The organism is Deferribacter desulfuricans SSM1 (assembly GCF_000010985.1).
GTDB lineage: Bacteria > Chrysiogenota > Deferribacteres > Deferribacterales > Deferribacteraceae > Deferribacter > Deferribacter desulfuricans.
Window position 1 is genome coordinate 1,540,108 of sequence record NC_013939.1, and the last position, 13,595, is coordinate 1,553,702.

General features: G+C 31.4%; 15 protein-coding genes. 2 read left to right on the plus strand and 13 right to left on the minus strand.

Annotated features, from left to right (window positions below; genetic code table 11):
* Positions 1-27 precede the first annotated feature (27 nt).
* The 12 genes from dut to DEFDS_RS07690 all read right to left on the minus strand — a co-directional run bounded on the left by dut (position 28) and on the right by DEFDS_RS07690 (position 11,468).
* A complete protein-coding gene (gene dut, locus DEFDS_RS07635) occupies positions 28-465 on the minus strand; it encodes a dUTP diphosphatase (RefSeq protein ID WP_013008225.1) in 438 nt (145 codons plus the stop codon).
* 29 nt (positions 466-494) lie between these two features.
* The gene (pnp, locus tag DEFDS_RS07640) at positions 495-2,597 is read right to left on the minus strand and encodes a polyribonucleotide nucleotidyltransferase (protein WP_013008226.1); all 2,103 of its coding nucleotides are present in this window, start codon (positions 2,595-2,597) and stop codon (positions 495-497) included.
* A 3-nt stretch (positions 2,598-2,600) separates the two neighbouring features.
* Complete coding sequence (gene rpsO, locus DEFDS_RS07645; RefSeq protein ID WP_013008227.1) at positions 2,601-2,870, minus strand: 30S ribosomal protein S15; 270 nt, start codon at positions 2,868-2,870, stop codon at positions 2,601-2,603.
* An 84-nt stretch (positions 2,871-2,954) separates the two neighbouring features.
* Positions 2,955-3,851: a tRNA pseudouridine(55) synthase TruB gene (truB, locus tag DEFDS_RS07650; RefSeq protein WP_013008228.1), complete on the minus strand. Its 897-nt coding sequence runs from the start codon at positions 3,849-3,851 to the stop codon at positions 2,955-2,957.
* Positions 3,841-4,188 carry a 30S ribosome-binding factor RbfA gene (rbfA, locus tag DEFDS_RS07655; RefSeq protein WP_013008229.1) on the minus strand — a complete coding sequence of 116 codons (348 nt, stop codon included), beginning with the start codon at positions 4,186-4,188 and terminating at the stop codon, positions 3,841-3,843. The genes truB and rbfA overlap by 11 nt, the downstream gene beginning before the upstream one ends.
* A complete protein-coding gene (locus DEFDS_RS07660) occupies positions 4,189-4,485 on the minus strand; it encodes a DUF503 domain-containing protein (RefSeq protein WP_013008230.1) in 297 nt (98 codons plus the stop codon). It abuts the gene before it with no gap.
* Entirely contained in the window at positions 4,475-7,321 is a 2,847-nt protein-coding gene (gene infB, locus DEFDS_RS07665) for a translation initiation factor IF-2 (RefSeq protein WP_013008231.1), read from the minus strand. The genes DEFDS_RS07660 and infB overlap by 11 nt, the downstream gene beginning before the upstream one ends.
* A gap of 15 nt (positions 7,322-7,336) precedes the next feature.
* The gene (locus DEFDS_RS12695) at positions 7,337-7,921 is read right to left on the minus strand and encodes a YlxR family protein (protein ID WP_013008232.1); all 585 of its coding nucleotides are present in this window, start codon (positions 7,919-7,921) and stop codon (positions 7,337-7,339) included.
* A complete protein-coding gene (nusA, locus tag DEFDS_RS07675) occupies positions 7,921-9,252 on the minus strand; it encodes a transcription termination factor NusA (RefSeq protein ID WP_013008233.1) in 1,332 nt (443 codons plus the stop codon). The genes DEFDS_RS12695 and nusA overlap by 1 nt, the downstream gene beginning before the upstream one ends.
* An 8-nt stretch (positions 9,253-9,260) precedes the next feature.
* Entirely contained in the window at positions 9,261-9,737 is a 477-nt protein-coding gene (gene rimP / locus DEFDS_RS07680; protein ID WP_013008234.1) for a ribosome maturation factor RimP, read from the minus strand.
* 267 nt (positions 9,738-10,004) lie between these two features.
* Positions 10,005-10,523: a gamma carbonic anhydrase family protein gene (locus tag DEFDS_RS07685; RefSeq protein WP_013008235.1), complete on the minus strand. Its 519-nt coding sequence runs from the start codon at positions 10,521-10,523 to the stop codon at positions 10,005-10,007.
* A complete protein-coding gene (locus tag DEFDS_RS07690) occupies positions 10,524-11,468 on the minus strand; it encodes a sensor histidine kinase (protein WP_013008236.1) in 945 nt (314 codons plus the stop codon).
* 81 nt (positions 11,469-11,549) lie between these two features.
* Here DEFDS_RS07690 and DEFDS_RS07695 point away from each other — a divergent pair, with 81 nt between their 5' ends.
* Positions 11,550-12,086 (plus strand): helix-turn-helix domain-containing protein, encoded by a 537-nt coding sequence (locus DEFDS_RS07695; RefSeq protein ID WP_013008237.1) that lies wholly within the window; start codon positions 11,550-11,552, stop codon positions 12,084-12,086.
* An 89-nt stretch (positions 12,087-12,175) separates the two neighbouring features.
* Positions 12,176-12,451 (plus strand): 30S ribosomal protein S20, encoded by a 276-nt coding sequence (gene rpsT, locus DEFDS_RS07700; protein ID WP_013008238.1) that lies wholly within the window; start codon positions 12,176-12,178, stop codon positions 12,449-12,451.
* Positions 12,452-12,759: 308 nt separating this feature from the next.
* Here rpsT and DEFDS_RS07705 read toward each other — a convergent pair whose 3' ends face one another.
* Positions 12,760-13,587: a hypothetical protein gene (locus tag DEFDS_RS07705; protein WP_013008239.1), complete on the minus strand. Its 828-nt coding sequence runs from the start codon at positions 13,585-13,587 to the stop codon at positions 12,760-12,762.
* Positions 13,588-13,595 lie beyond the last annotated feature (8 nt).

Sequence of the window (13,595 nt, forward strand, 5' to 3'; positions counted from 1 at the left end):
TAATACTATTCTAATACATTCTTAAAATTAGTCAATACCGGTTGAACCAAAGCCACCTTCACCTCTATCAGTCTCTGTAACTTTATCAGTTAGTTCCAGTTCAGCTCTAATCACCTCTGATATTACCATTTGAGCGATTCTGTCACCTTTTCGCACAACAAACGGATTATCACTTAAATTTATCAGAATAACCTTTATTTCACCTCTATAGTCAGCATCTATTGTACCGGGTGTATTCAAAACTGTTATACCATGTTTTAGTGCTAAACCACTCCTTGGCCTAATCTGAGCTTCATAACCTAATGGAATCTCCAAATAAAGTCCTGTAGGCACAAGAGATATTTTTCCTGGATATACAGTTAGCTCTACAGCTGAACGCAAGTCTAATCCACTCGAACCAACCGACTGATAACTCGGCAACAAATCCTTATCTAGACATTTTACTTTTATTCTGACGCTTTTCATAGATATAAAAGAAAAGGGGAGATCCCCCTTTACACCAAATTTTTTCTACTTAATTTTATTCTACCCTGATCATCTTTACCAAGATATTCGACATCTAAAGAATCACCAACTTTTACATGGTCCCTTATATTCTCAATTCTCTCTTTGCTAAACTGAGAAACATGCAAAAGCCCTTCTACACCAGGGAATAGCTCTACAAAAGCACCATAATCAACAACTCTTTTGACTTTTGCGTTGTAGATTTTACCAACTGTCAACTCTTGAGTAACAGCTTCAATCATCTCAATGGCACTATCTATCGCTTCTTTATTATTACCAAAAATATGAAGCTCACCTTCTTCTAAAATATCTATTTTCACACCAGTTTTATCAATTATCGATTTAATAGTTTTTCCAGCTGGACCAATTAACAAACCAACTTTTTCTGGGTTTATCTTAACCTTAACAAATCTTGGAGCTTTAGGTGAAACTTCTTCTCTAGGTTTTGCTAAAACAGCTTTCATTTTTTGAAGTATAAATAATCTACCTTCTTTTGCCTGAGCAAGAGCTTTCTCTAAAATCTCTCTTTTTAACCCTTTTATTTTTATATCCATTTGTAGAGCTGTTATACCAGTTTCAGTACCAGTCACCTTAAAATCCATATCACCTAAATGATCTTCAATCCCCATAATATCACTTAATATTACATAATTATCATCACCTTCGTAAATAAGCCCCATTGCAATACCAGCTACAACATCCTTTATTGGAACACCCGCATCCATCAATGCTAAAGAACCACCACAAACCGTAGCCATAGAAGATGAGCCATTAGACTCAAGTATTTCAGAAACGACTCGAATTGTATAAGGGAATTCATCTTCACCTGGCAACATGGATGCAAGAGCTCTTTCTGCTAAAAAACCGTGTCCGATTTCTCTTCTACCTGGGGCTCTTAGAAAACCTATCTCACCTACTGAAAATGGTGGAAAATTATAATGCAACATAAATCTCTTATACGTTTCACCTTCTAAATCATCTAAAAGTTGACTATCAAACTTTGTCCCAAGAGTAGCGGTTACTAATGCCTGTGTTTCGCCTCTAGTAAAAAGAGCTGAACCATGGGCACATGGAAGCAAATCAACTTCGATATCTATTGGTCTTATTTCAGTATAAGTCCTTCCATCGACCCTTTTACCAGAATTCAATGTTATATCTCTAAAAACTTTCTTTTCTACTTCTTGATAAAGTTCATTATAGTAACCTTTATTCTCTTCAAACTCATCACCAAGTTCTTCTTTGAGTTTCTCAAAATACTCTTCTTTTACCTTATCTATCGCCTCATATTTTTCCAACTTACCAGGGATCAAAACAGCTTCTTTTAACTTATCACCTATCTCATCGTATAACTTATTTAAGTCATCTTCAGAAACAGAGAAATCCATATACTCAAATTTTTCTTTGCCAATCTCATCTCTCATCCTTTTTTGAACTTCAACTAACTTTTTAATAGCCTCATGACCAAATTCAAGAGCATTAACTACATCTTCTTCACTGCAGTTTTTCATCCCAGCTTCAACCATTACTATAGAATCTTCTGTACCAGCAACAACGATATTCATCTCTAAATCATCAAAAATAGCAGCAGAAGGATTAATTACATACTCACCATTAATTTTGCCAACCCTTACTGCACCAATTGGCCCTTCAAAAGGGATATCAGAAATCATCAACGCTGCACTTGCCGCATTTAAAGCTAAAATATCTGTAGAGTTAACCTGGTCGCTTGATACCACCGTTGCAATAATCTGCGTTTCATTTCTAAACCCTTCAGGGAAAAGTGGCCTTATAGGTCTATCAATTAATCTAGATATCAGTGTTTCCTTATCACTCGGCTTACCTTCTCTTTTTATAAATCCACCAGGGATTTTCCCAACAGCATAAAACTTCTCTATGTAGTTTACGGTTAGTGGGAAAAAGTCAAGGTTTTCGGATGCTTCTTTTGAAGCAACAGCTGTTACCAATACAACTGAGCCACCCTGTTTAATCCATATACTACCATTAGCTTGTTTTGCTTTCCATCCTGTTTCAAAAATTATAGGCTCACTATCTTCGGTTAACTTCACTTCATAATTAAATATTTTCTTTTCCATAAATTACTTCCTTAATCCAAGTGCCTCAATCAGATTTTTATACCTGTTAAAGTCTTTCTTTCTAAGATAGTCAAGAAGCTTCCTTCTTTGACCAACAAGCATCAAAAGCCCTCTTCTTGAATGATGATCTTTTGGATGCTGTTTAAAATGCTCAGTTAAATACTTAATCCTCTCAGTTAAAAGAGCTACCTGAACTTCAGGAGAACCAGTATCCCCTTCATGTCTTTTGAATTTCTCAATAATCTCTTGTTTTTTTACTGAATCTAAAGCCATTACACACCTCCATTTTTAAACCTAAAGATTATATTTATATTTTTTAAAAACTCAACAAAAATTATACTCAAACTATAAAATTTCTTATAACACATGCTCAATCTTTAACGGATAAACAGAACCTTCAACTTTTTTTGCAATAGCAAAAATATTCCCTTTTATATCAGACATAAAATAATGATTATAATCTTGCGTAAGTGGAAATTTTAAATACATTGTCCTTCTAAGTTTCCCCCCATTTTTAGCAAGTTTTAAAAACTCATCTTTTACAACCGCTACTGGAAAATTTAAAACTTCTTTAATATCAAGCATAAAAGAGTAATCATCATTCTTAATCATTTCCTCAATTTGCTCAAGCTTATAGGATTGCTTTATATTAAACACACCACTTTTAGTCCTTAATAAATTAGTCATTGTAGCAAAACACCCAAGCCTATTACCTAGCTCATTTATAAAACTTCTTACATACGTACCTCTTGAGCACAATATTTTAATTACACAGTTTGGATAACTATAATCTATCAATTCTATATGATAAATAATTGAAATACGAGTACCAGCATCAAAATCTTTATTTTCTCTAGCTAATTTATAAGCTCTTTCACCATTTATTTTCACTGCTGAAAATTTTGGCACAGGAAGCTCTATATTACCAATCATCCCAGATAAAACATTATTTATTTCCTCTTTTAAGGGAATATTATCACTATTTTCATCAATAGTTTCACCAGTAATATCAAATGTATCTGTTTTAATCCCCAATCTTAGTTCAGCTATATACTCTTTTTCATTTTCATTTAAGTATTTGATAAGCTTAGTTGCTTTGTTCAAACACACAGGTAAAACACCTTCCGCAATCGGATCAAGCGTACCCGTATGGCCACACTTCTTCACATTTAAAATTTTTCTTAGTTTATCAATCGCTTTAAATGAGCTGATATTTTTTTCTTTATATAAGACTACAATGCCGTTAAGAATCATGAAGCTTTTTAATAATATTATCTATTTTTAAACCCTCATCAACTACATCATCAATATAAAATTCTAATGACGGAATCTTCTTCAGCCTTAAGGATTTTTTGATATTTTCTCGTAAAAACCCTTTACTTCTATTCAAACCCTTCAAAACATCATTTAAATCCATTTCCAAATCATAAGATCTAAAATATATTTTAGCTAAACTTAGATCATTACTTACCTTTACAGCAGTAATTATCACAGATTTAACTAAAGGGTCTTTAACTTCATAAATAATAAGTTTTGATAATTCTTCTCTAATTAACTCTGATACTCTTCTTGCTCTGTACCCTTTTTCCATCTATAAAATTTCCTCTCTTATACTTAAAATATTAATATAAGCAAAATTTTCAAAAAAATTCACAACCTTTTGTAAAATTTCATCCACAAAGTTTCTACTATCAGAAACAGTAACTACTGCTAACACACTTCTATTCCAAATATCTTTCTCACCAATTTCAGAAATAGAAACATTAAATTTATTTTTAATCTTAGTTTTTAAACTGTTTAAAACTCTCCTTTTCTCTTTTAAAGAAAAAGCATCAGGAATTTCTATTTCAAACACCAGAGAGCCTATTATACATGTATTATTTTTCATCACCACTGTTCACATCATCTAATGTTCTTTTCTCTTCCACAAGTTCATAAACTTCTAAAATATCCCCTTCTTTTATATCATTATATCTATCAATAGTTAAACCACATTCGTATCCTGCCACAACTTCTTTTACATCATCTTGGAATCTCTTCAATGTGCCAATTTTACCATCATAAACAACAACATTGTCCCTCAAAACTCTTACATTAGAATTCCTTGTAACTTTACCTTCTAACACATAGCACCCTGCTACTCTACCAACTTTTGAAATATTGAAGACTTTTCTAATTTCTACCTTACCAACAATGTTTTCTTTAGTTTCAGGAGTGAGCATACCTTCGATAGCTTTTTTCACATCCTCAATAGCATCATAAATAACAGAGTATAAATGTATTTCCACTTTTTCTCTTTCTGCAGCAGCTTTTGCTTTTGCATCCGGTCTAACATTAAAACCTATAATAATAGCATTTGATGCAGCAGCTAATAAAACATCTGATTCACTAATAGCTCCAACTCCATCGTGAATCACTTGTACCTTAACTTCAGGATTTGATAGTTTCAATAAAGATGATTTCAATGCTTCAACAGAACCCTGCACATCAGCTTTAATAATAATATTTAATTCCTGCAACTCACCTTCTTGAATCTTGCTAAATATATCAGTAAGACTAACCTTACTTTTCTCAAGCATCTCTTTTTCTCTTTTCTTCTCTTTACGCATATCGGCAATCTGCTTTGCAAGCTTCTCATTTGGAAGAACTATTAATTTTTCCCCAGCTTCAGGCACTTCAGAAAACCCCATCAACTCTACTGGAATAGATGGGCCAGCTTCTTTAACAGTCCTACCTATAAAGTTAAACATAGATCTCACTTTTCCGTACTGAGCTCCCACAACAAACACATCACCTTTTTTTAAAGTCCCATTTTGAACAATAACTGTTGCCACAGCACCTCTATGTTTATCTAACTTCGCTTCAATAACAACACACTCTGCAGGTCTCTTAGGATTGGCTTTCAACTCAAGCATTTCAGCTTCTAACAAAACTCTTTCCAATAACTCATCAATCCCTTGCCCTGTTTTTGCAGAAACCTCTTGAAACTGATGGCTTCCACCCCACTCTTCTGGAATAATTCCTAATTCAGCGAGTTGACTCTTAACATGTTCAGGATTAGCATTAGGTTTATCTATTTTATTTATAGCAACAACTATAGGTACTCCAGCTGCCTTTGAATGATCTATAGCTTCTTTAGTCTGAGGCATAACACCATCGTCTGCAGCCACAACCAATATAACAATATCGGTCACCTGAGCACCTCTTGCCCTTAAGGTTGTAAAAGCTTCGTGTCCAGGTGTATCTAAAAAGACAAGTTTCCCCTGAGGTAAATCAACTTCATAAGCTCCTATATGCTGAGTAATTCCACCTGCTTCCTTCTCAGCAATTTTAGTCCTTCTAATTTTATCCAATAAAGATGTTTTACCATGGTCAACATGTCCCATTACAGTAACAATCGGTGGTCTTGGTTTTAAATCTTCAGGTTTATCTTCATATTTAGGAATAAGATCGTCTTCAGTAACAACCTTTACAACTACTTCAATATCATACTCTGCACCAAGCAGCTGTGCCGTTTCTGCATCAATTGATTGATTTATATTAGCCATCACACCCATTTCAAACAATTTTTTCACAATCTCGTTAGCTTTAATACCCATAAGTCTAGCAAGCTCTGTAATTGCTACATTTTCACCAATTTCAATTTTTGAAGGTTTCACAGGTTGTTTAGGTCCTGATTTTTCTTCTTTTTCCTTCTTCTCTTCTTTTACTTCAGTTACTTCATCAGTTTTTTCTATCAATTCTTCTTCAACTACAGACTCACTTTTAATAATCTCTTCTTCAAGTTCTAACTCATCAAACCCTTCTAAAATATCTTTTTGAATGTTCTTAACCTTTTTAGCACCTTTTTTAGCTTTAGGTTTCTTAGTCTCTTTAACCTCTACAATTTCATCTTTATCTTTCCTTTTCTTTTTAACTGTTTCCTTATCTTTATCTATAATGAGTTCTTTAGTAAGTTCTTGTTTCTCTTCATCTCTTTTTATATCTTTATCTTTACCTTTCCCTTTGAAATCGGTCTTTTTCTTATCTTCACCTTTTTTATCATGAGAATATCTTTGAGTTTTTGGTTTATCTGCTCTAGGTTTATCCGTTTTTGGTCTACCACTTCTTTTCTTTTCTATTTTCTCTGCTTTTACCTCTTCACTTTTTACTTTTTCTAGCTTTTCATCTTTCTTATCCTCTTGAGTAGGTTTTTCTTTAATTTTAGAGATAGTTTCAACCTCAACGGATTTCTCTTCTACTTCAACTTTTTCTGCTTTTTCTACTTTATTTTCAGCCTGAACTTTTAACTCTTCAGGTTTTATAGCTTCTTTCTTTTCTACAACCTCTTTATCAACTTTCTCTGCAATCTCTTTTCTCTTTTCTGTTTCTTTTTTCTTTCTTAATTCATCAACTTTTTTTAAACTTTTTTCTAATTCCATCTTCTTCTTAAGTAGTTCTTCTTTTGACAATCTCTTCTTTTCCTTCTTACCTGCATCCTCTTTCAAAACAACTTCTTTAGGTTTGGGGTGTCTTTTTCTCCTCTCCAAAGCCTTTTTCAGAAACTCTTGTCTTTTTTCTGTTTGAAGCTTTTTAGGATCTAAACCCAGTAATGTTACCAATTTATCATCTAAAAAATTAAGTCTTTCTACTTCTTCAACACCATTATCTTTAAGTTTCGAATATACTTCATCAACAGTGATTCCCAGCTTTTCAGCAATTTCCTCAACTTTAAATTTCGCCATACAAAACACCCCTTACTAAATCCATTTTTTTAACTCTTTAATTTTCTCTAAAATATCTATCATAACTAATGCAAGCTGTTTATTTACAACTGCATAAGCTCCTCTAATAGGTCTATGAATATTCATAGCAACGCTCTTCTTATCTTCCAAAAAATAAAAAGGTACTTTTTTCCTTGTAATCAAGTTAACCAATTTACCCTTGCTATGATTACTAATATCTGAAGGGAACAAACATAAAAAAGCTTTCTCATGTATCAAACTATCTTTAACGTTGTAAACACCTTCAATAATATTTTTTGAAGTTATATTAACCCTCATCAAAGTATACAAATATCTTTTATATGTATCTCTAACTTGCTTAACAAGTTTTACAAAAGTAATATTTTCATCTGTCTTTATTTTTAAATGCTTTGATAGAAGGTTCTTTTTTGTAGCCTTATTAAAACATTCTTTATTAAAACAAAGATATGCACCTCTACCATCTAACTTCTGCTTTAAATCAAACACAACTTCATTATCCACAGAAACAAACCTTAGTAGCTCGTTTTTATATTTTTCACTACCACAAGAAATACAGGTTCTTATAGCTTTACTGCCCATTAATCCTCATTCTCAGACAATTCTTCCTCATCTTCCACTTCATAATCAAGTTCTTCAAGCTTTTCAGTAAGATAATCTATTGCGCTATTAATTATTACTACTGCCTGATCTTCATTCACACCTAAAGCCATTACAACTTCGTCAACACTTGCTGTAGAAAGTTTTTCCACATCATCTATTCCATGTTCAATAAGTTTAGAAATCATATTTTCGTCTAAAACATCTATATTTTCAAGATTATATATCTCATAAAATTCTTTAAGCTCTTCTTCTTGCTCCTGAAGTCTCTCTTTTCTAATTATATTGTATTCACTCTCTTTTAATACATCGAGTCTCCAACCAGTCAGCATAGCTGCAAGACGAACATTTTGACCTCTTTTTCCAATAGCTAAAGACAACTGATCATCAGGGACAACAACTTCAATGGTTTTTTCATCTTCAAAAATATTCGTCAAAATAACATCAGCAGGTGATAGCGCATTACATACAAATTTTACAGGATCAGGTGACCACTCTATCACATCTATCTTTTCGCCACGCAATTCATTACTAATTGCATTTATTCTAGTACCCTTTAAACCTATACATGCACCAACAGGATCAATATTACTATTTTTAGAATAAACAGCTACTTTAGCACGATCTCCAGGTTCTCTCGCCACCGCTTTTACTTCAATTATACCTTCAAAAACCTCAGGAATTTCAACCTCAAATAGTTTCTTCAAAAAATCTGGATGAGTTCTTGATAAAATAAGCTGAGGCCAACCCCTAATTACCCTAATCTCTAACAGAAGCGCTCTAACATAATCACCCCTATCATAATAGTCTCCAGGGATAATTTCTCTTTTTGGCATAAAAGCCTCAGTCTTACCAATACTGACAATCATACTATCTTTATCAGATTTTAAAACAACACCAGTGACAATTTGACCAATTTTGTTTTGAAACTCATCATAAACCACTTGTTTCTCAGCTTCTCTAATTTTTTCAACCATTCTCTGTTTTGCCACAGTAGCAGCCTGTCTTCCAAGCTCCTGAAAAGAGATAGGCACCATAATAACATCACCAAGCTCTGCATCAGGCTTTATTTTTTTAGCGTCTTCCAATAAAATTTCATATTTCTTATTTTCTACAGACTCAACAACTTCTTTAGGTACCTTAATATCTATCTTTCCTCTTTCAATATCGACTGTTACCTCAGGATCTGTCAATCTACCATATTTTCTTATCACTGCAGCTTTGATAGAATCCTCAAGAGCCTCTTTTAACAACTCTTTTGACAAACCTTTTTCTTTACCTATCTCATCTGCTACTTTTGCAAGCTCTTTCATTTGACCTCCTAAAACTTTATCTCTAAGTTAGCTTTTTTTACAAGATAATAATCTATCTCGAATTCTTTATTTTCCTCTTCTACAAAAAGAGTTATAATATCACCTTCAACATTTTTAATATAACCTTTATAATTTTTACGTCCATACTTATCATGCTCAACTAATTTAATTTTGCAATATTTGCCTATATATTTTTTAAACTCATCCAAGTTTCTAATTTCTCTTGTCGCACCCGGAGTAGAAACCTCTAAATTATAATTTTCATAAGGAATAATATCAACTTCATCCAGCCATTTTGAAACTTGTTTACTCACAGATATACAATCACTTAACCCCACATTATCTCCTTCTATAAAGATTCTCAGAACCCAACCAGATTTTTCACGCCTAAATTGAATATCATAGATATCTAAAAACTCATTTTTCACATTTTCTTCTAAATAACTTTTAACTTTTTCCTTGATACTATTACTTAAAACATCCATAACTAACCCTAACAAAAAAATAAGTGGGCCAAGCCCACTTAGTTTATTCTATAACACATCACTGATGTTTTTTCAACCACAAATTTTATAAGATTAGAGGGTTTACTCATACACTTCGCAAATGCACAAAATTAAAGAATTTTAAGTTCATTGCACTGAGCAACAGCGACGAAACAATCAAAAAAACTAAATTAAGCCTCAAAGCTTTGGATATTTATAAATTTCCACAAGCTGGTAAGTATATATTTTGCATCATATTAAAGTTTTTCAGTCTAATGAAAGATAAATATTTTTATACTCAATATATCTTAAAGCATAATTTTTAATTGATTCAATATCATCATCAGAGAGCTCTCTTACAACCTTGGCAGGACTGCCTTTAATTAAAACATTAGGAGGAAATTTTTTACCCGGAGGGATCAGAGTCCCAGCAGCCACAATGCTATTTTCAGATACCACACTATCGTCCATAATTATAGCACCTAAACCAATCAAACAGTTATTATTAATCATACAACCATGAAGAACCACACCGTGTCCTATTGTAACATATTCGCCAATTTCAGTTGGATACTTATTTAAAGTACAATGGATAACAGAATTATCCTGAACATTTGAACCTTTACCAATTTTAATATAATTTACATCACCTCTAATAGTAACATTATACCAGATACTAACATCATCACCCAAGCTTACATCCCCTATCACATCAGCGCTTTCAGCAATAAAAACTCTTTTACCAATGACTAGTTTCTTTTTTAACCTTTCCCTAATCTTTTCCATTTAACACCTTTTAAGTACAACTGTGTATTTATTGTTATATTCATTACTATCAACTTTCATATCTATATCATTTTTTACTGCAAGCTGCTTAGCTATATAAAGTCGATACTCAGGCTCATTTGTGTTGATTTCAATATTACTATTCACAAAATAATTTTTTATTTTTTCAATATCTATACGCTTTCCAGAATCCTTAATTTCTATGAAAATATCATCATTTTTTTCATAAACATGTAATTCTATCATCCCTTTATCAGTATTTAAAACTGCAGCTAACGAAATATTTAGCAATAAACTATTAAGCACAGACTCTTTGAAAGATAATTTTGGAAAATTTTCAGGGATAAAATAATCAAAAATTAGTTTATCATTATTCTTAATCAACCCTTTGATAGTGGAAATTATTGAATCGATAATATATTTAGGACTGTCACAAATAATCTCATCATCAACTTCAGATAAAGGTTTTTTAGCTAATTGAATTACATTATTAATCATAGAGTTCAATCTTTTAGCTGACTCATCAATCATTTTCAAGGAATTGACAATATCCTCTTTTTCCATTTCTTCAAAATCAGTTAGCAATAAAGATGTAAACCCTAAAATAGAATTTAAAGGTGTTTTGATTTCATGATTCATATTAAGTACAAGATTTTCGCTATATGATTTATATGTTTCTAAGTCTTTTTTAGACTTTAACAATTGTTGATTTAAAGCATGAAGCTCTTCATTTGCAGCCTTTAACTCAGAAGCTGTTTGATTTAATTCCTCTATCTTTTCTTCAAGTTGTTTCTCCTTATCAGATAATTTCTTTATAACAAAAAAAGTTAGCAAAAATACATATAATGAGATGAGAACATCCGCAATGAATATCAAATGATTATATTTTAATATTAAATAAACTATAAATACAAAAAAAGTTATAAATGCTGTTAGTTTATACATATTTCTATTTAACTAACTCCTTGACTTTTTATTATAAATTTAATATATAATTTAAAAACAAATAAAAATCAAGGAGTTAAAATGAGCTACGGAGCTAAATTAAGAGAAATAAGAAAAAGATTAGGGATGACATTAGAAGATGTTTCACAAAAGACAGGGTTTACAAAGAGCTTTATCAGTCAAATAGAAAATGGGAAGAATTCTCCATCAATAGCCTCACTAAAAAAGATATGCTTTGCGTTAGGCATCACAATAAGTGAGCTTTTTGAAGATGAAAGAAATGTTGTATCTAAATTCAGCTATGATGATTACAAAGTTTTAAAAAACAAAAATTTGGATATTTACTTTTTAGCAAGTAAACTTGTAAACAGAAAGTTAGAGCCGCTTATTTTAGAAATGCACCCAAACTCAGAAACAGGTTCAAATTTTTATAATCATGTGGGTGAAGAATTTGGTTATGTGTTAGAGGGTGAAATAGTTGTTGTCATTGGTAATGAAGAATATGTGTTAAAAGAAGGGGAATCTATATATTTTAGTTCAAATCTACCCCACAAAATAAAAAATAAAACTAATAAATTTGCTAAAGCATTTTGGGTTGGAACACCACCATCTTTTTAGCAAAAATAAAATCACAATTTGCTTGACTTAGATTTATATTTTTGTTATTAAGCGCACTGCTGTAATTGTAAAAAATTAAGAGGTGAAGAATGGCGCATAGTTTATCTGCAAAAAAAAGAATTAGGCAAAATGAAAAAAGAAGGTTAAGAAACAAATCATATAAGTCAATGATGAAAACTTTTACAAAGAAGTTTTTGGCTGCTGTTGAAGAAGGAAATATAGAAGAAGCTGAAAAAAGGTTTAATGAAGCTGTTAAAGTAATTTACAAAGTACACTCAAAAGGTATTATCCATAAAAATCAAGCTGCTAGAAGAGTAGCTAGATTAGCTAAAAGACTTCAAGCTTTAAAAAATAGCGCAGCATAAATTTAGGGGAATCTCCCCTTTTCCTTTTTATTAATCCAAATTCTTATTGTTTGAAATCTTATTTTTTTAAGAATTTTCACAGTTTTTTGTTCACTTCTGATCAGTCTTGTTATAAAATAAATGTTATCAACTTCAATTAGTTCGAGAACGTTGAACAATATCGCTATTCTAGAGCTCCAGATTGCTTCACTAATGCTCGCAATGACTGCATTATGGGGTCATTGCGAGGAGCAAAAGCGACGAAGCAATCTCATGGTTATGATAAGACTATTATGCAATTTCCTCATAGTCTTATAAATTAAAACTACTTATAGTCTATCTGTATTTCTATTCATTTTCAGCTTAAAACTTTCAATCTCTTTTTTACTATGGAATCCTGATACTTTTATATCATATAACATTTTCTCTTTGTATTCCTTTTTTATGACAGCCCTTAAGTGGTACTTCTTAGCATAGCTAATAGCACTTTCTTTATCACTAAATTGTTTTAAAAATACCACAGGTTTACCAGCTATATATTTTTTAGAGCTTGAATCAATTTTATATAACAACCAAACTGGAGTTTTTATAGCATATTTCCTTAATATGACTAAAGTTTTGCCATTTTTTGATGCAACATTTTTTATCCGTTTTAAATTAATATAATCAACCCTTTTAACAATAAAAGATAATTTCTTAGATTTCTTTTGACTTGCGGTTTTATTTTTCTTTTCTACAGATTGTTTTGCAATCATATTATTTTTGTCAGATTTCTTATTGTTTTTACCTGTATTAATAGCTTTACTACTAATTTTTGTTTTATTATTTGGAAGTAGTTCTAACTCACCAATTTTAACATATTTTTCGTTTTCTTTATTTTTAGAAATATTATCAAACTTATTATTAATATTATCATTATTTCTTTTATTAACAGTATTACTTTTAACTTTTAAATTATGCTTTTCCTCTTTGTTAATAAAAACCTTTACCGTCAAAACTAAAGCAACAATCAATAAACAAAGAATAAGAGCATAAAAAAAGAGCAGGACTTTTGACCTGCTCTTTTTTGGTTTTTGCTCCTCTATTTCCCCATGCTCAATTTGATAAATCTCAGAGAATGATTTATCAAAATATTTGAGCAGATTAATTTGTATCATACAGTAAA

What these genes read in the sequence shown, in the direction of transcription:
- dut (WP_013008225.1), bottom strand. Translation starts at nt 465, where the DNA reads ATGAAAAGCGTCAGAATAAAAGTAAAATGTCTAGATAAGGATTTGTTG.
- pnp (WP_013008226.1), bottom strand. Translation starts at nt 2,597, where the DNA reads ATGGAAAAGAAAATATTTAATTATGAAGTGAAGTTAACCGAAGATAGT.
- rpsO (WP_013008227.1), bottom strand. Translation starts at nt 2,870, where the DNA reads ATGGCTTTAGATTCAGTAAAAAAACAAGAGATTATTGAGAAATTCAAA.
- truB (WP_013008228.1), bottom strand. Translation starts at nt 3,851, where the DNA reads ATGATTCTTAACGGCATTGTAGTCTTATATAAAGAAAAAAATATCAGC.
- rbfA (WP_013008229.1), bottom strand. Translation starts at nt 4,188, where the DNA reads ATGGAAAAAGGGTACAGAGCAAGAAGAGTATCAGAGTTAATTAGAGAA.
- DEFDS_RS07660 (WP_013008230.1), bottom strand. Translation starts at nt 4,485, where the DNA reads ATGAAAAATAATACATGTATAATAGGCTCTCTGGTGTTTGAAATAGAA.
- infB (WP_013008231.1), bottom strand. Translation starts at nt 7,321, where the DNA reads ATGGCGAAATTTAAAGTTGAGGAAATTGCTGAAAAGCTGGGAATCACT.
- DEFDS_RS12695 (WP_013008232.1), bottom strand. Translation starts at nt 7,921, where the DNA reads ATGGGCAGTAAAGCTATAAGAACCTGTATTTCTTGTGGTAGTGAAAAA.
- nusA (WP_013008233.1), bottom strand. Translation starts at nt 9,252, where the DNA reads ATGAAAGAGCTTGCAAAAGTAGCAGATGAGATAGGTAAAGAAAAAGGT.
- rimP (WP_013008234.1), bottom strand. Translation starts at nt 9,737, where the DNA reads ATGGATGTTTTAAGTAATAGTATCAAGGAAAAAGTTAAAAGTTATTTA.
- DEFDS_RS07685 (WP_013008235.1), bottom strand. Translation starts at nt 10,523, where the DNA reads ATGGAAAAGATTAGGGAAAGGTTAAAAAAGAAACTAGTCATTGGTAAA.
- DEFDS_RS07690 (WP_013008236.1), bottom strand. Translation starts at nt 11,468, where the DNA reads ATGTATAAACTAACAGCATTTATAACTTTTTTTGTATTTATAGTTTAT.
- DEFDS_RS07695 (WP_013008237.1), top strand. Translation starts at nt 11,550, where the DNA reads ATGAGCTACGGAGCTAAATTAAGAGAAATAAGAAAAAGATTAGGGATG.
- rpsT (WP_013008238.1), top strand. Translation starts at nt 12,176, where the DNA reads ATGGCGCATAGTTTATCTGCAAAAAAAAGAATTAGGCAAAATGAAAAA.
- DEFDS_RS07705 (WP_013008239.1), bottom strand. Translation starts at nt 13,587, where the DNA reads ATGATACAAATTAATCTGCTCAAATATTTTGATAAATCATTCTCTGAG.